The organism is Actinokineospora terrae (assembly GCF_900111175.1).
Classification (GTDB): Bacteria; Actinomycetota; Actinomycetes; order Mycobacteriales; family Pseudonocardiaceae; genus Actinokineospora; species Actinokineospora terrae.
In genome coordinates this window covers 348,476-371,034 of sequence record NZ_FOGI01000003.1, presented here as the reverse complement: position 1 = coordinate 371,034, position 22,559 = coordinate 348,476, and the positions used below count along the sequence as shown (strand labels likewise).

The window sequence follows — 22,559 nt, the reverse complement described above, 5'->3', positions numbered from 1 at the left end:
CCTCGCAGCGGTACCTGACCGTGCCAGCCCCGGCGGCGCGAACCCGTGGAGTCCAGCATGAGCCGTGAGCAGCAGATCGTCGAGGCGCTGCGGGCGTCGCTGAAGGAGACCGAGCGGCTGCGCAAGCAGAACCGGGACCTGGTCGCCGCCGCGGGGGAGCCGATCGCCATCGTCGGGATGGCCTGCAGGCTGCCCGGCGGCGTGACCTCGCCGGACCAGTTGTGGGACCTGGTGTCGCGCGGCGGCGACGGCATCACCGGGTTCCCCGGCGACCGGGGCTGGGACCTGGTCAGCGATGTCGACTACGCCCGCGCGGGCGGATTCGTCGACAGCGCGACCACGTTCGACGCCGGACTGTTCGGGATCTCGCCGCGGGAAGCGCTGGCGATGGACCCGCAGCAGCGACTGCTGCTGGAGTCCAGCTGGGAGGCCCTGGAGCGTGCCGGGATCGCGCCCGACTCGTTGCGCGGCAGTGCGACGGGCGTGTTCGCCGGTGCGTCCAACTCCGGTTATGGCGCTGGGGTCACGCTGCCCGAGGAAGTCGCGGGGCACGCGCTCACCGGGACGGCGAACAGCGTGATCTCCGGGCGCGTCGCCTACACGCTCGGGTTGGAGGGGCCCGCGGTCACCATCGACACGGCGTGTTCGTCGTCGCTGGTCGCCTTGCACATGGCGATGCGGGCGTTGCGTGCGGACGAGTGTTCGATGGCGTTGGTGGGCGGCGTGACCGTCGTGCCGTCGACCGCGGTGTTCGCAGAATTTGCGCGGCAGAACGGATTGGCGGTCGACGGTCGGTGCAAGTCCTTCGCTGGGGCGGCGGACGGGACCGGGTGGTCCGAGGGCGTCGCGGTGTTGGTCGTGGAGAAGCTGTCGGACGCGGTGGCCAGGGGGCACGACGTCCTGGCCGTGGTGCGCGGGTCGGCGGTGAACTCCGATGGCGCGTCGAATGGTCTGACGGCCCCGAACGGTCCTTCGCAGCAGCGCGTGATCAGGGCGGCGTTGGAGTCAGCCGGGATCTCGTCGTCCGATGTGGACGTTGTCGAGGGGCACGGCACCGGGACCCGGCTCGGCGATCCGATCGAGGCGCAGGCACTGCTCGCCACCTACGGGCAGGGGCGGGTGGAGCCGCTGTGGTTGGGGTCGCTGAAGTCCAACATCGGGCACACGCAGGCGGCGTCCGGCGCGGCCGGCGTGATCAAGATGGTGCTGGCGCTGAGGCACGCGACGCTGCCCAAGACCCTGCACGTGGACACGCCCACCCCGCACGCCGCGTGGGGGCGGGGCGCGGTGTCGCTGCTGACGGAGGCGCGGCCGTGGCCCGAGGTGGATCGGCCTCGGCGTGCCGCGGTGTCGTCGTTCGGGATCAGCGGGACCAACGCGCACATCATCCTGGAGTCGTACGCGGCTGAACCGGTTGAGGTGCCTGCCGAGCCGGCCGTCGTTGGGACGCCGTGGGTGCTGTCGGCGCGGAGTGCGGAGGCGCTTCGGGCTCAGGCTGAACTGTTGGCGGCGGTTGAAGAGTCTGATGTGGACATCGCCTGGTCGCTCGCCACGACTCGGGCCGTGCTGGACGAGCGGGCGGTCGTGGTCGGGGGCCGCGTCGGGTTGGACGCGGTGGCTCGTGGGGAGTCGGGTCCTGGTGTCGTCCGGGGCACGGCGGTCGACGGTGATCTGGCGTTCCTGTTCACGGGCCAGGGGTCGCAGCGGGCGGGCATGGGGCAGGCGCTCCGGGTGTTCCCGGTGTTCGCGGAGGTCGTCGACGACCTCCACGCCCGCCTCCCGTTCGACGACGCCGCGATCGACCAGACCGGGAATGCCCAGGTCGCGCTGTTCGCCCTCCAGGTCGCGCTGTTCCGGCTGGTCGAGTCCTGGGGCGTCCGTCCCGATGTCCTCGTCGGCCATTCCATCGGCGAGGTGGCCGCCGCTCACGTCTCCGGCATCCTGTCGCTGGATGACGCGTGCACCCTGGTCGCTGCTCGTGCCCGTCTGATGCAGGCGCTCCCGACCGGTGGCGCGATGCTGGCGGTGGAGATCTCCGAGGCTGACCTGGCTGTCGAGTTCCCTGATGGCCTCCCCGAGGGCGTTGATCTCGCGGCGGTGAACTCTGATCGTTCGATTGTCGTATCGGGGGATCGTCGGATTGTTGAACTGTTGGATCGTAGGTTTGGTGAACAATCTCGTCGGGTGAAGCGGTTGGTGGTGTCGCACGCGTTCCACTCGCACTTGATGGACCCGATGTTGGGTGAGTTTGAGCGGGTCGTGGCGGGGTTGTCGTTTGCGAGCCCGACGATCCCGGTGGTGGCCACGGCCACGGGCGACCCGAGCACGCCGGGGTACTGGGTGCGGCAGGTCCGGGAGACGGTGCGGTTCGCGGACGCGGTCGGCGGGCTGGACGAGAGCACGCGGTACCTGGAACTCGGGCCGGACGGGGTCCTGTCCGCGCTGGTGGGCGGCGTACCGACACTGCGGGCGGGCCACGACGAGCCGGACTCGCTGCTCACCGCCGTGGCGCGGCTGCACGTCGTCGGCGTGCCGGTGGACTGGACGGCGGTCCTGCCGCGAGGTCGACGTGTGCCGCTGCCGGTCTACCCGTTCCAACGGGCCCACTACTGGCTCGCACCGGCGTCCACCGAAGCCGCGGTCGACGACTGGCGCTACCGGATCGACTGGTCCCCAGTGGACCCGAAGCCCGCCGGAGACCAGGGCTGGCACGTCATCGGCGACGACCCCACGCTCTCCGACCTGCCCAGGAGCGATAACCCCGCCGCCGTCCTGGTGGCCCCGGGCGCCGACCCGGCGACGGTCATCGACCTGCTGCGCACCGCGACCGCCCCGATCTGGGTCCTCACCCGAGGCGCGATCTCCACGGGACCCGCCGACCCGGTCACCGACCCTGCGGCCGCCCAACTCTGGGGCCTCGGGCAGGTGGCGGCCCTGGAGCACCCCGACCGCTGGGGCGGCCTCATCGACCTCGACACCACCCCTGACCTGGCCCGACTCGCCGCCGTCCTCGCCGGTGACGAAGACCAGGTCGCCCTCCGTGCCGACGCCACCTACGCCAGACGCCTGATCCCCGCTCCCGCGAACAGCGGAATACCCTGGCGCGCAACAGGAACCGTCCTCATCACCGGCGGTACCGGCGCGCTGGGCGGCCATGTCGCCCGGTGGCTCGCCGGTCGGGGTGCTGAGCACCTGGTGCTCACCAGCAGGCGTGGTCCCGACGCGCCCGGAGCCGCTGACCTGGTGCGAGAACTGGCCACCCTCGGCGCCCGAGCCGAGGTCGTCGCCTGCGATGTCGCCGACCGCGACGCTCTCGCCGCGCTGCTCGCCGAACACACCATCACCGCCGCATTCCACACCGCAGGCGTGGTCGCCTCGACTCCGCTCGCCGAGACCACTGTGGACGAGTTCACCGCGATCACCCGCGCCAAGGCGGACGGCGCGACCAACCTGCACGAACTGCTGCCCGACGCCCACCTGGTGCTGTTCTCCTCCATCGCGGGTGTCTGGGGCAGTGGCGGTCAAGCCGCCTACGCCGCCGCGAACGCGCACCTCGACGCCGTCGCAGCTCAACGGCGTGCGCAAGGCAAGTCCGCCACCTGCGTCTCCTGGGGGCCGTGGGCCGGTTCGGGCATGCTCACGGACGCCGATGCCGAGGACTACCTGCGCAAACGCGGTCTCACGCCGATGTCCCCGGTCCGCGCGGTGGCCGCGCTGGGTCGTGCGCTCGACGCGGGAGACACCAACGTCACCGTGGTCGACATCGACGGACCACGATTCGCCGCCGTCTTCACCTCCGGCAGGCCAAGTCGGCTTCTCCCCTGGAGCACTCCGGCCGTCGCTGTTTCGAAGTCCACATGGGACGACGGCGGTGCGCTTGACCTGGTGCGCGCCGAGGTGGCCACCGTGCTCGGGTACACCGGGTCGGTCGACGCGCGCAAGCCGTTCAAGGACCTGGGTTTCGACTCGCTCACGGCCGTCGAGCTCCGGGACCGCCTGGCCACCGTGACGGGACAACGGCTCCCCGCGTCGTTGGTCTACGACTACCCGACCGCGACCGCCCTGGCCGAACACCTCCGCCGCCAGGCACGAGGCGAGACAGCGCGAGCGCGGACCGAGGTCGTCACGCGGACCGACGAGCCCATCGCGATCATCGCCATGAGTTGCCGCTTCCCGGGTGGTGTCGACTCGCCCGAGGCCCTGTGGGACCTGGTCGCCAACGGCCGTGAGGTCGTCGACGAGTTCCCCACGGACCGGGGTTGGGATCTCGACGCCCTCCGGTCCAGCTCACACTCGCTGCGTGGCGCCTTCCTGCGCGACGCCGCCGAGTTCGACGCCGACCTGTTCGGCATCTCCCCGCGTGAGGCCACGGTCCTCGACCCGCAGCAACGCTTCCTCCTTGAGGCGACGTGGGAGGTGTTCGAGCGGGCCGGGATCGACCCGACCTCGTTGCGGGGTGAGCCGGTCGGGGTGTTCGCGGGCACCAACGGGCAGGACTACGCCGGGGTCGCGCTGGCTTCCGAAGGTCTGGCGGGATACCTGTCGACGGGGATCACGGCGAGTGTCCTGTCAGGACGGATCGCGTACAGCTTCGGGCTTGAGGGTCCTGCGGTCACTGTGGACACGGCGTGCTCGTCGTCGCTGGTCGCGTTGCACCTGGCCGCGAAGGCTCTGCGGGACGGTGAGTGCTCGCTCGCACTGGCCAGTGGCGTGACGGTGATGGCGACGCCGGGTGCGTTCGTCGAGTTCACCCACCAGCGCGGACTGGCGGCGGACGGCCGGTGCAAGCCCTTCGCGCAGGCAGCCGACGGCACCTCGTGGGGTGAGGGCGTCGGCGTCCTGCTCGTGGAACGGCTCTCGGACGCGATTGCGAACGGGCACAGCGTGTTGGCGGTCGTTCGCGGCTCGGCGGTGAACTCGGATGGCGCGTCCAATGGCCTCACCGCGCCGAACGGTCCGTCCCAGCAGCGAGTGATCCTCTCCGCCCTGGCTGCGGCAGGCTTGGATCCGTCTGATGTGGACGCTGTGGAGGCGCACGGCACCGGCACAGTACTTGGCGATCCGATCGAGGCGCAGGCGCTGCTGGCGACCTACGGGCAGGACCGCGCGACACCACTGTGGTTGGGCTCGGTGAAGTCCAACATCGGCCACACCCAGGCCGCCGCGGGTGTCGCCGGTGTGATCAAGATGGTGCAGGCCATGCGGCACGGTGTCCTGCCGCGGTCGCTGCACATCGACGCGCCGACCTCGCACGTCGACTGGTCGGCGGGAGCGGTGTCCCTGCTCACCGAGTCCCAGCCGTGGTCACCGGGCCCGCGCCGAGTGGGCGTGTCGTCGTTCGGGGTCAGCGGGACGAACGCGCACGTGATCCTGGAGGCGGGCGGACCCAACTGGAGTGCTGCCTCTGAGGTGACTCGCGAATCCAGTGTGGACGACAAGCAGCCTGGGTCGCGAACTGGTGCGACTTCCGCGTGGGTGCTGTCGGCTGCTTCCGCGGTGGGGGTTCGGGAGCAGGCAGCGCGGTTGGTGCGCTTCCTGGAGGCCTACCCTGCCGACCCGGCAGCGGTCGCACACACGCTTGTCCACGGTCGGGCGGCGCTGGGGTACCGGGCGGTCGTGCCGGGTGGTGATCTTGCCGCGCTGGGGCGGTTGGCCGAGGGCGGTGGAGGTGTTGTCGAGGGGTCGGTGGTGGACGGGAAGCTGGTGTACCTGTTCACCGGTCAGGGGTCGCAGCGGGCGGGTATGGGGCGCGAGCTGCGGGTGTTCCCGGTGTTCGCGGAGGCCTTTGACGAGGTCGTGTCGCGGGTGTCGTTCGACGATGACGCCATCGACCAGACCGGGAACGCCCAGGTCGCGATCTTCGCCCTCCAAGTGGCTCTCTACCGACTCCTGGAGTCGCGCGGCATCCACGCCGATATCCTCGTCGGCCATTCCATCGGCGAGGTGGCCGCCGCCCACGTCTCCGGCATCCTCTCCCTGGACGACGCCTGCACCTTGGTGTCAGCTCGGGCCCGGCTCATGCAGGCCCTGCCCCCGGGTGGCGCGATGCTGGCCGTCGAGATCTCCGAGTCCGAGCTGGCTGCCGAGTTCCCCGATGGCCTGCCCGCAGGTGTCGACCTTGCGGCGGTGAACTCGGATCGTTCGATTGTCGTATCGGGCGATCGTGGGATTGTTGAGTTGTTGGATCGTAGGTTTGGTGAACAATCTCGTCGGGTAAAGCGGCTGGTGGTGTCGCACGCGTTCCACAGCCACTTGATGGACCCGATGCTGGCCGAGTTTGAGCAGGTGGTGCGGGGTCTGTCGTTCGACAGTCCGACGATTCCGCTGGTGAGCACCTCGACCGGGGACCCGGCGACGCCGGAGTACTGGGTGCGGCAGGTCCGGGAGACCGTCCGGTTCCACGAGGCGGTCAGCGGACTCAGCGACGTGGGCACGTTCGTGGAACTGGGGCCTGATGGGGTGCTGACCGCTCTCGTGCGGCAGAGCCTGGACGCGGGCGCCGTGCCGCTGGTGCGGGCCGGGAAGCCGGAGATCGACACCTTCGACCACGCGCTGGCCACGCTGTTCACCCGTGGTGTACCGGTGCAGTGGCCCACCCGAGGCCCTGGAGCGGACCTCCCCACCTACGCCTTCCAGCGCCGCCACTTCTGGGCCAGGCCCAAGCCCGCCCCGACCGGCCTCCAGCCCGCCAACCACCCACTGCTCACCGGCTCCACCCCCCTCGGCGACGGCGGCCACCTGTTCACCGGCACCCTTGCCGCCGAGGGCTGGCTAGCCGACCACTTCATCCACGGCGCCGTCGTCCTCCCCGGCACCGCCCTGCTCGAACTCGCCCTCCACGCAGGCGCCACCACCGGCACCCCCCACCTCGACGAACTCACCATCGAGGCCCCGCTCACCCTCCCCACCACCCTCCAACTCTCCGTAGCCGCCCCCACCCCGGACGGCACCCGCTCCATCACCATCCACTCCACCACCGGCACCACCTGGACCCGCCACGCTTCCGGCGTCCTCAGCACAGCCACCTCCGAATCGGCCTTTGCCCCGGAAGTGGCTGGTGACCTTGCCGCACTCGATGACCTCTATCCCGCGCTGGCTGCGGCTGGGCTTGACTACGGGCCCGCGTTTCAAGGCCTCCACTCCGTCCACCGCACCGGGCGGGGCTTGATCGCCGAGGTCGGTGCTCCTGTGGACGTCACTGGGTTTGGGCTTCATCCGGCACTGTTTGACGCGGTGTTGCATGCGTTGGCGTTGGACTCTGATGGCGGCGAGCCCGTGGTCCCGTTTGCCTGGGCCGGGGTCACGCTGCACGCCACCGGGGCAGAACGCCTTTGTGCCTACCTGACTCGGATCGCCCCTGACGCTGTTCGGGTCGTTGTCACCGATGATGACGGTGCCCTTGTCGCCAGTGTCGAGTCGCTGACGCTGCGGGTTGCGGCGAAGTCGGCTCGGTCGCTGGACAATGCTCTGTTCACAGTGGACTGGGTTCCGGTGGCGGCGAGCGCCGACACCGAGGTGCGCGATGTCGTGGTCCCCATGCCCGACACCGTCGCCGACACGCTGGGGCTGGTGCAGGCCTGGATCAGGCACAACCCCGACCCGCGGCTCGTGCTGGTCAGCTCGGGTGCCGTGGCCGCGCTCCCCGGCGACGACATCACGGACTTGGCGGCCGCGGCGTCGTGGGGTTTGGTGCGTTCGGCCCAGTCCGAGCACCCAGACCGGTTCGTACTGGTCGACGCCACCGACGTGAGCGACCTCGCCGGCGCGCTCGCGCTGGACGAGCCGCAGCTGGCCGTACGCGACGGCAACGTTCTCGCGCCCCGCATCGTCCGCGCCCAACCAGGCATCGCCATCCCCGACGAGCCCTGGCGCCTCGACGTCACCACCGGCGGCACGCTGGAGAACCTCGCCGCACTGTCCATACCAGACCAGACGCTGCGACCGGGTGAGGTGCGCGTCGCGGTCCGGTCGGCGGGGATCAACTTCCGGGACGTCCTGATCGCGCTCGGCAGCTACCCCGAGCAGGCCGTCATGGGCTCCGAGGGCGCGGGTGTGGTCGTCGAGGTCGGGGCCGGGGTCACCGACCTGGCCGAGGGCGACCGGGTCTTCGGGCTGCTCACCGGCGGGTTCGGCCCGCACGCCGTCGTCGACCGGCGACTGGTCGCGCCGATGCCGGAGTCCTGGTCGTACACCGAGGCCGCCGCGGTTCCGATGGCGTTCCTGACCGCCTACTACGCGCTCGTCGACCTGGCAGGCCTGCGCGCGGGCGAGCGAATCCTCGTGCACGCGGCCGCGGGTGGCGTCGGTATGGCGGCCACCCAGATCGCCAGGCACCTCGGCGCTCACGTGTCCGGGACGGCGAGCCCGGCCAAGTGGCCGTCAACCGGTCTCGCCGACGAGGACCTGGCTTCCTCGCGGGACCTCGGCTTCGAGCAGAAGTTCGGCGCGACCGGGTTCGACGTCGTCCTGAACTCCTTGGCAGGCGAGTACATCGACGCCTCCAAGCGGTTGCTGGGCGACGGCGGCCGGTTCATCGAGATGGGCAAGGCGGACCTGCGTGACCCGGCTGACTTCCCCGGCCTGACCTACCGTGCGTTCGACCTCAGCGAAGCCGGACCGGACCGCCTCCAGGCCATGCTCCAGGAGTTGATCGCCCTCTTCGGACACGGCGAACTCCGGCTGCTGCCGACCAGGGCATGGGACATCCGGGACGCCCGCTCGGCGTTCCGACACCTCGGACAAGGCCGCCACGTGGGGAAGAACGTCTTCACCATCCCGCGACCACTGTCCACAGTGCTCATCACCGGTGGGACTGGCGTGCTCGGGTCGGCGTTGGCGCGTCACCTGGTCGACCAAGGCGTTCGCAGGCTCGTGCTCGTGTCCCGGAGCGGGCAGGCGAGTCAGGAGTTGCCGGGCGCGGACGTGACCATCGTGTCCTGCGACATCAGTGACCCGACCGCGTTGTCCGAGGTGATCGCCGAGTACCAGCCCACTGATGTGATCCACGCGGCCGGTATCGCCGACGACGGCCTGATCATCGACCTGACCCCGGACCGCCTGCAGACCGTTTTCGGGCCGAAGGCCGACGCGGCGCGGGTCCTTGCCTGCCTCGAACTCGACTCACTGACCTTCTACTCGTCGGCCTCCGCCACCTTCGGAACCCCGGGCCAGGCCAACTACTCGGCCGCCAACGCCTACCTGGATGCCCTAGCGCACCAGCTTCGCGCTCAGGGCAAGAACGCGGTTTCCCTGGCCTGGGGCCTGTGGGAAGAAGCCAGCGGGATCACTTCGAGTCTCACCACCGCTGACCGTCAACGACTGGGGACCGCTCTGTCCACTGAGGATGGATTGACCCTGTTCGACCGGGCCCGAACTCTCCCGCAAGCGCACGTCCTCCCCATGCGGGTCGACGCCCGATCGGCCCACCCGCTCCTGCGCGGGATGAGCGTCGGTGCACAACGGCGTGCGAAGGCCGTGTCGCTGACCACGGACAACGCGCTCGACCTCGTGCGCGAACACGTGGCCGCGGTCCTGGGCCACGCTTCCGCCGACGCGGTCGACCCGCGCCGGGCGTTCCGGGACCTCGGCTTCGACTCGCTCACCTCCGTCGAACTGCGGAACCGGATCAACTCGGCCACCGGCCTGCGCCTGCCGCCGACCATCGTGTTCGACCACCCGACCCCGGTGGCACTCGCGGCTCTGCTCTCGGAAACCCGACCCGCGGCCAAGAAGACCGTGGCCCGGGTGGTCGACGCCGGGGCGGACGACATCGTGATCGTGGGCATGGCTTGCCGGTTCCCCGGCGGGGCCGGGTCGCCGGAAGAGCTGTGGGAGCTGGTGGTGTCCGGAGTGGACGCCATCGGCGAGTTCCCGCGCGACCGCGGCTGGGACCTCGACGCGCTGTACGACCCGGACCCCGAGCGGCTGGGTACCACCTACACCCGGGCCGGTGGGTTCGTCAGCACGGCCACCGAGTTCGACGCCGGGCTCTTCGGGATCTCGCCGCGTGAGGCGGCCGCCATGGACCCGCAACAGCGTCTCTTGCTGGAGACCACGTGGGAGGCGTTCGAGCGGGCCGGGATCGACCCGATGTCTTTGCACGGCAGTAGGTCTGGCGTGTTCATGGGTGTCGCGACCTCGCTGTACGGGTTGGACAGCGGGCCGTCCGAGGGGCACTCGCTGACCGGGATCGCGACGAGCGTGGCATCCGGCCGACTCGCTTACACGTTCGGACTCGAAGGTCCGGCGCTCACCGTGGACACCGCGTGCTCCAGCAGCTTGGTCGCGTTGCACCTGGCCGTGCAGGCACTGCGGAATGGGGAGTGCGCGCTCGCGCTGGCCGGTGGCGCGACGGTCATGGCGACCCCGGGGATCTTCACGGAGTTCAGCAGGCAGAAGGGACTGTCGGTCGACGGGCGGTGCCGCTCGTTCGCGGCCGACGCGGACGGGACCGGCTGGGGTGAGGGCGTCGGTATCCTCGTGGTCGAACGGCGGTCGGACGCGGTCGCCAACGGGCACGAGATCCTCGCGGTGGTGCGGGGAACGGCGGTCAACTCCGATGGCGCCTCCAACGGCCTCACCGCCCCCAACGGGCCGTCGCAGCAGCGGGTGATCGAGGCGGCACTCGCGGTCGGCGGCCTGGCCCCGTCCGATGTGGACCTGGTGGAAGCGCACGGCACGGGAACCGTTCTCGGTGACCCGATCGAGGCGCAAGCTCTGCTGGCGACCTACGGGCAGGACCGGGCCGAGCCGCTGTGGTTGGGCTCGGTGAAGTCCAACATCGGTCACACGCAGTCAGCCTCCGGCGTCGCTGGCGTGATCAAGGTCGTCGAGGCCCTGCGGCGCGGCGTGCTGCCCGGCACCCTGCACGCCGACGAACCGACTCCGCACGTCGACTGGACGGCGGGCTCGGTGTCACTGCTGACCGAGTCGCGGCCGTGGCCCAGTGTGGAGCGGCCGCGCCGGGCCGGGGTGTCGTCGTTCGGGGTGAGCGGGACCAACGCGCACGTGATCATCGAGCAGGCCGGGCCCGCTCCGGTGGTGGTCGCCGAGCCTCGTGCGGCCGATCCGGTGGTGCCGTGGGTGCTGTCGGCGGCTTCCACTGACGCGCTGCGGGCACAGGCGTCGCGGCTGGCGGCGCACTCTGCGGGCCTGGACCCGGTCGATGTCGGATTGTCCCTGGCCAGCGCGCGGGCTGATCTCGACCACCGGCTGGTCGTGGTGGGTGCGACCACGGATGACCTGCGGACGGCCCTTCTCGAGGCCGAGGGGCAGGTGATCTCCCGGGGGCGGGTCGCGTTCCTGTTCACGGGGCAGGGTTCGCAGCAGGCGGACATGGGCCAGGAGCTGCGGGTCTTCCCGGCGTTCAAGGCCGCCTTCGACGACGTCCGGGCTCGGCTGCCGTACTCGGACGAGGCCATCGACCAGACCGGCAACGCCCAGCCGGCCCTGTTCGCCGTCGAGGTGGCGACCTTCCGCCTGCTGGAGTCCTGGGGCGTGCACCCTGATGTTCTCGTGGGCCACTCCATCGGCGAGGTAGCCGCCGCCCATGTCGCGGGCATTCTCACGCTGGATGACGCGTGCACTCTGGTCGCCGCCCGAGCCAGCCTGATGCAGGCTCTGCCCTCTGGTGGGGCGATGCTGGCGGTGGAGATCTCCGAGGCTGACCTGGCCGCGCAGTTCTCCGATGGCCTGCCCGCCGGGGTGGACCTTGCCGCGGTCAATTCGGATCGTTCGATTGTCGTATCGGGGGATCGTGGGATTGTTGAGCTGTTGGATCGTAGGTTTGTTGAACAATCCTGCCGGGTGAAGCGGCTGGTGGTCTCGCACGCGTTCCACTCGCACCTGATGGACCCGATGCTCGATGAGTTCCGGCAGGTCGTGGCCGGGCTGTCGTTCGCCAAGCCGACGATTCCCCTGGTGAGCACCGCGGCCGGGGACCCGAGCACGCCGGAGTACTGGGTCCGGCAGGTGCGGGAGACGGTCCGGTTCAGCCAGGCGGTGCGCGAGTCGGGCGCGGCGACGTTTGTCGAGGTCGGGCCGGGTGGGGTGCTGTCCGCACTGGTGCACCACAGCGTGGACGGTGCGGTGACGGCCCCGGCAGTGCGCCCGGGAGACGAGGTACCCGCACTGGTGCGGGCTGTCGGGACGGCTTGGACACGGGGTGTCGCCGTCGACTGGTCCGCCGTCTTCGCCCAGTGGGGTGGGCGGCGAGTCGCCCTGCCGACCTACGCGTTTCAGCGCAGTCGGTACTGGCTGGAGCCCCGGCGGCGAATTGAATCCACTGAGGACTGGCGTTACCAGGTCGACTGGGCGCCGGTCGACGATGGCTCTGTCACCGCAGGCAAGTGGGCTGTCCAGGGCGCGGCGGACGTCGCGGCGGCCCTGAAGTCGGCGGGTGTCACCGTTGTCGATGACGTTGCGGACGCTGGCGGGTTGGTGGTCGAGGTCGACGCACCCGGGCTCCTGCGCGTGGTGGCGGAGGCGACCGTCCCGGTGTGGGCCGTGACCCGTGGTGGGGTCGACGCAGCCGAGGTCTGGGGTGTCGGCCGCGTCGCCGCGATCGAGATGCCGCAGGTGTGGGGCGGGCTCATCGACCTGCCCGCCGGTGCCGATGCACGCGTGGCGAAGGTACTGGGCGGCACAGAGGATCAGGTCTTACTGCGGCCAAACGGCGCAGTGGCGCGAAGGTTGCGCCGGGCGCCCCTGGGGCACCGGCGACAGTGGACGGTCGACGGACCGGTCCTGATCACCGGCGGCACCGGCGCGCTCGGCCTGGAAGTGGCGCGGTGGCTGGTCACCCGGGGCGCGACCGAGGTGGTCCTGGCGAGCAGGCGCGGCGGCACAGCCCCCGACCTGGGCGTCCCCGTGCACGTGGCGGCCTGCGACATCGCCGACCGGGACGCGGTGGCCGCGCTGTTGGCCCGGCACCCGGCGACGATGATCGTGCACGCGGCAGGCATCGACACCCGAACCCCGCTCATCAGCGCGGATCCGGCCGCGTACGCCGAGGTGACCCGCGCGAAGGTGCTCGGCGCCCGCAACCTGCACGAACTCGCCCCGGACGCGCACCTGATCTTCTTCTCGTCCATCGCGGGCGTGTGGGGGAGCAGCGGCCAGTCCGCCTACGCGGCCGGGAACGCCTACCTCGACGCCCTCGCGGAACACCGAGCGGCCGCCGGGCAGCGTGCGACGTCGATCGCCTGGGGGCCTTGGTCGGCCGGGATGGCCACCGGTGCCGCATCCGACTACCTGCGTCGGCGCGGCCTCAACCCGTTGCGCCCTGACCGCGCCCTGTCCGCGTTGGGTGACGCCCTCGACAGCGGCGACACCGCCGTGGTCATCGCGGATGTGGACTGGGAACGCTTCGTCCCAGCGTTCACCTCAGTCCGGCCGAGCCCGTTGCTGACTGAGTTCGTACCCGCCGACACCGCGCCGACGCACGGCTCATGGGCGTCGACCACGGCCGATTTGTCCACTCAGGAGCGCTTGGCGTCGGTGCTCGCTCTCGTCCGCAAGCACGCCGCCGACGCGCTCGGTCACCCCGACTCGACGACCATCGAGCCGGGAAAGCCGTTCAAGGAACTCGGCTTCGACTCGCTCACCGCGGTCGACCTCCGCAACCGGCTGGTGGCCACCACCGCATTCGCGATCCCAGCGACCGCGGTGTTCGACCACCCGACCGCGCAGGCTCTCGCCGATCACCTGCTCGGCTTCCTCGCCGAGGAGAAGCCCGAGTCCGCGCAACCGGTCCAGGCGCGTGACACCACGGACCCCATCGTGATCGTGGGTATGGCGTGCCGCTACCCGGGTGGCGTGAACTCTCCCGAGGACCTGTGGGAACTGGTCACCACGGGAACCGACGCGATCGCGGACTTCCCCGCTGACCGCGGCTGGGACCTCGGTGCTGACGTCACCTACGCCCGTCGCGGTGGATTCGTCGACACGGCAACCCAGTTCGACGCGGACCTGTTCTCCATCTCGCCGCGCGAGGCGCTGGCGATGGACCCGCAGCAGCGGCTCGTGCTGGAGACGGCCTGGGAGGCGTTCGAGCGCGCGGGTGTGGACCCGTTGTCGTTGCGGGGATCGGCCACCGGCGTGTTCGTCGGTGCCTCGAACTCGGGCTACGGGACAGGTGCGGAACTGCCCGCCGAGATCGAGGGCCACTTCCTGACCGGAACCGCGAACAGCGTCATGTCCGGCCGGATCGCCTACACGCTCGGGCTTGAAGGCCCCGCGGTCACTGTGGACACCGCGTGCTCCAGCAGCCTCGTGGCCCTGCACTGGGCCATCCGGGCCCTGCGGGACGGGGAGTGCGACCTCGCGTTGGCCGGTGGCGTGACGGTCATCCCGTCGCCAGCGGTATTCGCGGAGTTCGCCACCCAGGGCGGGTTGGCGGCGGACGGCAGGTGCAAGGCGTTCGCTGACGCGGCTGACGGCACGGGTTGGTCGGAAGGCGTCGGTGTCCTCGTGGTGGAGCGGCTGTCTGATGCCCTCCGCAATGGACACCGGGTGCTGGCGGTGGTGCGCGGATCGGCCGTGAACTCCGATGGGGCGTCGAACGGTTTGACAGCACCGAACGGTCCGTCGCAGCAGCGGGTGATCAAGGCGGCGCTGGCCTCAGGCGGGCTCACTGAGTCCGATGTGGATGCGGTGGAAGGGCACGGCACCGGCACCCGGCTCGGCGACCCGATCGAGGCGCAGGCACTGCTGGCGACCTATGGGCAAGACCGGGATGAGCCGCTGTGGTTGGGGTCGCTGAAGTCGAACATCGGGCACGCGCAGGCGGCGTCCGGTGTCGGCGGCGTGATCAAGATGGTGCTGGCACTGCGCCATGGGGTGCTGCCGCGCACGCTGCACGTTGACGCGCCGTCGTCGCACGTGACCTGGGGTGCTGGGGCGGTATCGCTGCTTACCGAGTCGCGGCCGTGGCCAGAGGTGGACCGACCTCGGCGCGCGGCTGTGTCGTCGTTCGGGGTGAGTGGGACCAACGCGCACACGATCCTTGAGGAATACCCGGGCGCCGACCCGGTCATCGAGGCCGAGGACCTTGTGCTGCCGTGGGTGGTCTCGGGTCGTAGTGCGGAGGCGCTGCGGGCGCAGGCGTTGCGGCTCAGGGACTTCGCTGGGCGCTACCCGAATGCGGCGGTAGCGCGTGCGCTGGTTGCGAGCCGGGCCGACCTGTCGCACCGAGCGGTGGTCACGGGAGCCGCGGCGTTGGAGGCGTTGATCGCCGATCGCCCGGCGCCGGGGTTGGTGCGGGGTGTCGCCGGGGATGGGCGCTTGGGGTTCCTGTTCACCGGGCAGGGATCGCAGCGGGTGGGGATGGGCCGAGGGCTGTACTCGGCGTACCCGGTGTTCGTGGCGGCGTTCGACGCGGTGTGCGCGCGGGTCTCGCTTGACGAGCCGCTCGCCGATGTCGTGTTCGGCGATGGGGCTTTGCTGGACCAGACGGCTTATGCCCAGGCCGGGTTGTTCGCCTTGCAGGTCGCGGTGTTCCGGTTGGTGGAGTCGTGGGGCGTCCGCCCGGATGTCCTCATCGGGCACTCGATCGGTGAGCTGGCCGCCGCCCACGTCGCCGGGGTGCTCTCGCTGGACGACGCCTGCGTTCTGCTCACCGCCCGCGCCCGGCTCATGCAGGCATTGCCCGCGGGTGGGGCGATGCTCGCGGTCGAGGCTTCCGAGTCCGAGTTGGTCGCCGAGTTCCCCGATGGGCTTCCCGCAGGGGTCGACCTGGCGGCGGTGAACTCGGACCGTTCGATCGTCCTATCGGGAGAGCTGTCGGCCATAGAGTCGTTGAACGGCAGGATCGAGGGACGCCGGACGAAGCGGCTCTCGGTATCGCACGCCTTCCACTCGCACCTGGTCGAGCCGATGCTGGGCGAGTTCGCCGAGGTCGTGGAGACGCTGGTGTTCCGGCGGCCGGAGATCCCGCTCGCGCCGACCTCGGTGGGGGACGTGGCGACCCCCGAGTACTGGGTGCGGCAGGTCCGCGAGACCGTCCGGTTCGCCGACGCTGTGCGGTCGGTGGACGTGGGCACCTGGCTGGAGCTCGGCCCGGACGGGGTCCTTGCCGCCATGGTGCAGCAGACGGTCGCGGCATCGGCTGTCCCCGTTCTGCGCGGCGGGCGTGACGAGGCTGAGTCCATTGTGGATGCCGTGGCGCACCTGCACGTGAATGGAGGGCGGGTCGACTGGACCGCGATCCTGGGGCGTGCGGTTCCCCTTGACCTGCCGACGTACGCGTTCCAGCGGGAGCGGTACTGGCTCGACCAGGCGGTCGCCGCTGACGACGGATTCTGGGCGGCTGTCGAGTCGGGCGCGGTGCAGGTCTCGGAAGGCGAGCGTGAGCAGTTGTCTGCCGTGCTCCCCATGCTGACGGCATTGCGTCGAGACCACCGCGAACGCTCTACTGTGGACTCTTGGCGCTACCGGGTCACGTGGCGGCCGCTGGTCGACGCGTCGCGCACCATATCGGGGCGCTGGCTGGTGATCACGCCTGATGGCGCGGTTCCGGACGACATCGCGGGCGCGCTGGCCGGGGTCGAGATCGTGGCGGCCGCGCCGGGCGGGCTGCCGGTGGTCGACGGGGTGGTCGGCGTGGTGGCGCTGCTGCCCGTCGAGGACGTGCTGGGTGTGGTCCAGGCGGACCTGCCCGCGCCGTTGTGGTGTGTCACCAGGGGTGCGGTCGCTGTCGACGGGGAGTCCGTCGACCCGGAGCAGGCCCGCGTGTGGGGGCTTGGGCGGGTGGCCGCCCTGGAGGTCCCCGGGCGATGGGGCGGTCTGGTGGACGTGCCCGCGGAGCTGACGGGGCGCGCGGCCCGGCGGTTCGCGGCGGTGCTCGCCGGTGACGAGCGCGAGGTCGCGGTGCGGGCGTCCGGGGTGTTCGGGCGCAGGTTGCGGCGTGCCGCGGTGGGTGCCCGGGGGACGTGGTCGCCGGATGGTCCGGTGCTGGTGACCGGCGGGACGGGGGCGCTGGGCGCGGAGGTGGCGCGGTGGCTGGTCGAGCAGGGTGCGACGGAGTTGGTCCTGGTCAGCCGCCGGGGGCCGGACGCTCCCGGGGCCGCTGAGCTCGTTGCCGGCCTGGACGCCTCGGTGAGCATCGTTGCGTGCGACGTTGCCGACCGGGACGCCGTTGCGCGACTGCTCGCCGAGCATCCAGTGCGGGCGGTGTTCCACGCGGCGGGCATCGTTGACGATGGAGTACTCGACGCGCTCACCAAGCCGCGCCTGGACGCAGTATTGCGATCGAAGTCCGCGCGATGGCTGGACGAGCTGGCCGTTGCGGCGACTACCTTCGTCGTGTTCTCGTCGCTGGCCGGTGTGATCGGCAGCGCGGGCCAGGGCAACTATGCCGCCGCGAACGCCGAACTCGACGCCCTGGTCGAGTCGCGCCGCGCCCGGGGCCTCCCCGGCCTGTCCGTCGCCTGGGGCCCGTGGTCCGGCGCGGGCATGGCCGCCGACGTCTCCACCCGCCTCCGCCGGGGTGGCCTGCGCCCGCTGGCCCCCCGCCGCGCACTGACCGCGCTCGCCACGGCCCTCTCCGCCGCCGACACCGCCATCACGATCGCCGACGTCGACTGGCCCAACGTCACCTCCACCAGCCCCCTCCTCGAGGACTTCCCCACCCGCCACCACACCCCCGAACCCGTCCGCGACCTGCTCGACCTGGTCATCACCCACACCGCAGCCATCCTCGGCCACCCCACCGTCGCCCCCGACCGCGCCTTCCGCGACCTCGGCATCGACTCCCTGACCGCCCTCGAACTCCGCAACTCCCTCTCCGCCGCGATCACACACCCGCTACCCGCAAGCGTGGTCTTCGACTACCCCACCCCCGCCGCCGTGGCCGCCCACCTGGGCACCCTGGTTATCCACAACCCCACCACCCATCCACAGCCCGCCGCCGACCCTTCCCCCAACCCCGCAGAGCCGGTAGACTGGACCAGGGCCGCCCCCCGGAGTGGGTGGGGGCTGCCGTCGCGGGCGGGCGCGCGCGAGCCGGGGGTGGATGAGGCCGGTAAGTCGCTCGATGGGGTCGTGGACAGGTCTGGCTCGGGGGTTGTTGAGGCCGGCCCCGCCGCGGTCGACCTCAGCCTCGTCGCAGATGAGCCCAGCCCTGCCATTGCTGAGTCCAGCCTTGCCATCGTCGAGCCCAGCGTTGTCGCCGCTGAGTCCAGGCTTGCCACCGTTGAGCCCAGGCTTGCCATCGTCGAGCCCGGCCTTGTCGCCGTTGAGGCTGGCCGGACTGGTCGCAGGGGGCCCGTGGATCCGGGCGTGCTGGCGGCCGGTGGCGATGGGGTGAGTGTTCGGACGCGCGACGGAGTCGATGAGGACTCTGTGGTGATCGTGGGGATGGCGTGTCGGTTGCCGGGGGGCGCTGAGGGGCCTGAGGGGTTGTGGCGGGTCGTTCGGGATGGGGTGGACGGGATGGTGGGGTTCCCGGACGACCGGGGGTGGGAGCTCGGGCGGTTGTTCGACGACGACCCGGAGCGGGTCGGGACCTCGTACGCGCGGGTTGGCGGGTTCCTCGGCACCGCCACCGAGTTCGACGCGGCGTTGTTCGGGATCTCGCCGCGTGAGGCGGTGGGGATGGATCCGCAGCAGCGGCTCATGCTGGAAGCCTCGTGGGCCGCGATCGAGGACGCCGGGATCGACCCCCGGGGCCTGAAGGGCAGCCGGACCGGGGTGTTCGCGGGGACCAACGGGCAGGACTACCCGGCCCTGCTGGTCGGGAAGTCCGAGCTGGAAGGGCACATCGGGACCGGCAACGCGGCCAGTGTCCTTTCCGGACGGATCGCGTACACGTTCGGCCTGGAAGGACCTGCGCTGACGGTCGACACGGCGTGCTCCAGCAGTCTGGTGGCGTTGCACCTCGCGGCGAAGGCGCTCAAGGGCGGCGAGTGCGACATGGCGCTGGCCGGGGGCGTGACGATCATGTCGACGCCGGGGGCGTTCATCGAGTTCAGCAGGCAGCGGGGGCTCGCGCCGGATGGGCGGTGCAAGGCGTTCGCGGCAGCGGCGGACGGCACGGGCTGGGGCGAGGGCGTCGGCGTCCTCGTCGTCATGCGGCTCGGCGACGCGCTGAAGGCCGGACGACGGGTGCTCGCCGTGGTCCGGGGCACGGCGGTCAACCAAGACGGGGCGTCGAACGGGCTCACCGCACCCAACGGCCCCGCGCAGCAACGGGTCATCGAGGCCGCCCTCGCCGACGCGCGCCTGCGAACGTCCGATGTGGACGTTGTGGAGGCGCACGGCACCGGCACCTCGCTCGGCGACCCGATCGAGGCGCAGGCGCTGCTCAACACCTACGGCCAGGGCCGGGACGAGCCGCTGTGGATCGGGTCGGTGAAGTCCAACATCGGGCACACGCAGGCTGCCGCCGGTGTCGCGGGCATCATCAAGATGGTCATGGCCATGCGCCACCGCGAACTGCCCAGGACCCTGCACGTCGACGCGCCCAGCGCCCAGGTCGACTGGTCCGCCGGCGACGTCGCGCTGCTCACCGAGCCCCGGCAATGGCCCGCCGACCGACCGCGCCGAGCAGGCATCTCGTCCTTCGGCGTGAGCGGCACCAATGCCCACGTGATCATCGAGGACTACCCCGCGGCTGCCATTTCCCAAGTGGAGCTGGAAGAACCGGTGCCGTTCGTCCTCTCCGCCGCGTCGCCCGAGGCGCTCGTCGGCCAAGCGCGGGCACTGCTGGACATCAAGCCGACCCTGGACGTCGCCGCATCGTTGCTTGATCGCGCCAAGCTCCCGCACCGGGCCGTGATCATCGCCACCGACGCCGACGAGTTCGCAACGGGCCTGCGCGCGGTGGCCGACAGGGGTCAAGCCGACAAGGGCGGGCTGGCGATCCTGTTCACCGGCCAAGGATCGCAACGCGCGCACATGGGCCGCGAACTGCGGGCCTATCCCGCCTTCGCCCAGGCCTTCGACGACATCCGCGACCGGCTCCCGTTCGACGACAACGCGATCGACGACACCGTGCACGCCCAAGCCGCGATCTTCGCCCTGGAGGTCGCCCTCTACCGGTTGGTCGAGTCCTGGGGGATCGCACCGGATGTCCTCATCGGACATTCGATCGGCGAGGTCGCCGCGGCCCACGTGTCCGGCATCCTGTCGCTCGACGACGCCTGCGCGCTGGTCGCGGCCCGCGGTCGCCTGATGCAGGCACTCCCGGCCGGCGGCGCCATGCTCGCGGTCGAGGCCGAGCCGCACGAGATCGACTTGCCGCCGGGTGTTGCCCTCGCGGCTGTCAACGCCGCGCGCTCGCTGGTGGTCTCCGGTGACGAGGACGCGGTGGACGCCCTCGCCGAGCGCTGGTCGACCGAGGGGCGGCGGGTGAAGCGACTCGTTGTCTCGCATGCCTTCCACTCGCACCGGATGGACCCGATGCTGCCGGAGTTCAGCGCGATCGTGCACCAGCTGACCCTGTCGCCCGGCCACCACTCCGTCATCTCCACCGTGCACCCCGACGCCGACCTGGGCAGCCCCGACTACTGGGTCCGCCAGGTCCGTGAGCCGGTCCGCTTCACCGACGCGGTGGCCGAGGCCCGACGACGCGGCGTCACCCGGTTCCTGGAACTCGGCCCGGACGGCGTGCTGACCGCGCTGGTGGGTACCGACGCCGACGTTGCCGTGACGGGGTTGCGAGCGGGCAAGGGCGAGCGGGAGACGGTGCTCGCGGCGGTCGGGCGGCTGCACGAGGCAGGCGTCGAGGTCGACTGGCGGCCGCTCGTGGCGGGCGGACGGCAAGTCCCGCTCCCCACTTACGCGTTCGACCGGCAGCGGTTCTGGCCGTTGGCGGCCAAGCGTTCCCGTGTCGATGACCTCACCTACGACATCACCTGGACACCCGTCGCGGCCCCGAACGGCCGGCTCGACGGGACCTGGGCCGTCCTGGGTGACGACACCCGCGGCATCGGCAAGCTCCTCGAAGCCCACGGCGCCGAGGTCGTGACGCAGGAGGTCGACGGACTCGCCGGGATCGTGTCTCTGTTGAGCCTCAACGACACCGTCGCCCTGCTCAAGCGGGACGGCGCTCCCATCTGGTGCGTCACCGAAGGCGCCGTGTCCATCGACGGCGAGGCCACGGACCCCGAGCTGGCTCAACTCTGGGGCCTCGGCCGGGTTGCGGCACTGGAACGGCCACGACGCTGGGGTGGTCTGATCGACGGCGACGGCCCCGGCGTGATCGCGGCCCTGGCGGGAACCGAGGACCAGGTGGCCGTGCGCGACGGCGGACTCCTGGCACGGCGCCTGAAAGGCACCAAGTTGTTGCCCACCAAGACATGGCGCCCAACCGGACCCGTCCTCGTCACCGGCGGCACCGGCGCACTGGGCATCGAGGTCGCCCGCTGGCTGGCCGACCGAGGCGCCGACGAACTCGTCCTGGTCAGCCGCCGTGGAGCGGGCGCACCCGGAGTGGCGGACTTGGTCGAGAGCATCGACGCCCAGGTCCACGTGGTGTCCTGCGACCTCGGTGACAAGGAAGCGGTTCGGCAGTTGCTGCGGGACCACCCGGTGACCGCCATCGTCCACGCGGCAGGCGTCGCCGGAGTCGCCGACCTGGTCGACCTCGACGCCGACACGATGGCCGACGCACTGCGCGCCAAGGCAACCGGCGCGCAGCACCTGGACGAACTGGCCACAGTGGACACCTTCGTGCTGTTCTCGTCCATCGCGGGCGTCTGGGGCAGCGGAGGCCAAGCCGCGTACGCCGCCGCCAACGCCGCGCTCGACGCGCTCGCCCACCGCAGGCACGCGGCGGGCAAACCGGTCACCTCGGTGGCCTGGGGCCCGTGGGCGGGCGCGGGCATGGCGGCTGGATCCGAGGACTACCTGGGCAAACGCGGCCTCACCGCCCTCGACCCCGCCGACGCGCTCGAAGCCCTCGGCGCGGCGCTGGACGCGGGCGTGCCGACCGTGACCGTGGCCGATGTCGACTGGCCCCGGTTCGCCGACTCCTTCCACACCGCCCGCCCCGGCACCCTGTTCGCCGAGCTCCTCCCGGACGACCCGCGACCGGTCGACAGCGACCTGCGGGAACGCCTGGCCGGGCTCTCGGAGGCCGACCGGGACGCGACCCTGTTGGCGCTGGTCACCGGTGCCGTCGCGGAAGTGTTGGGCTACAACGGGGTCGACCCGAACCGGGCCTTCCGGGACCTCGGGTTCGACTCCCTCACCGCGGTCGAGCTGCGCGGCAAGCTGGTCGTGGCGACCGGCCTCGCGCTGCCCTCGTCGCTGGCCTTCGACTACCCGACCTCCGCCGAGCTGGCCAGGCACCTGCGCGCCGAGCTCAGCCCCGCGACCGGGGTCGACGCGCTGCTGGCCGAGCTGGACGCGGTGGAGTCCGCGTTCGCGGGCGCGGCCCCGGACGGGCTGACCCGGATCAAGCTCGCCGTCCGGCTGCGGTCGTTCCTGGCAGGCTGGGACGGGGCGGCGCCCGCCGAGCCCGCGGGCGACCTGGACGCCGCCGATGACGACGAATTCCTCTCGCTCATCGACCAGGAACTCGGCCGCTGACCGCCGGTTGTGCCATTGTGGAAAGGGCG

Annotated in this window: 1 protein-coding gene; it reads left to right on the top strand. The window is 71.2% G+C overall.

Translation table 11 applies throughout. The features are described from left to right. Positions 1 to 57 precede the first annotated feature (57 nt). On the top strand, positions 58 to 22,530 hold the full coding sequence (locus BMY07_RS35240; RefSeq protein ID WP_245782258.1) for a type I polyketide synthase: 22,473 nt from the start codon (positions 58 to 60) through the stop codon (positions 22,528 to 22,530). Positions 22,531 to 22,559 lie beyond the last annotated feature (29 nt).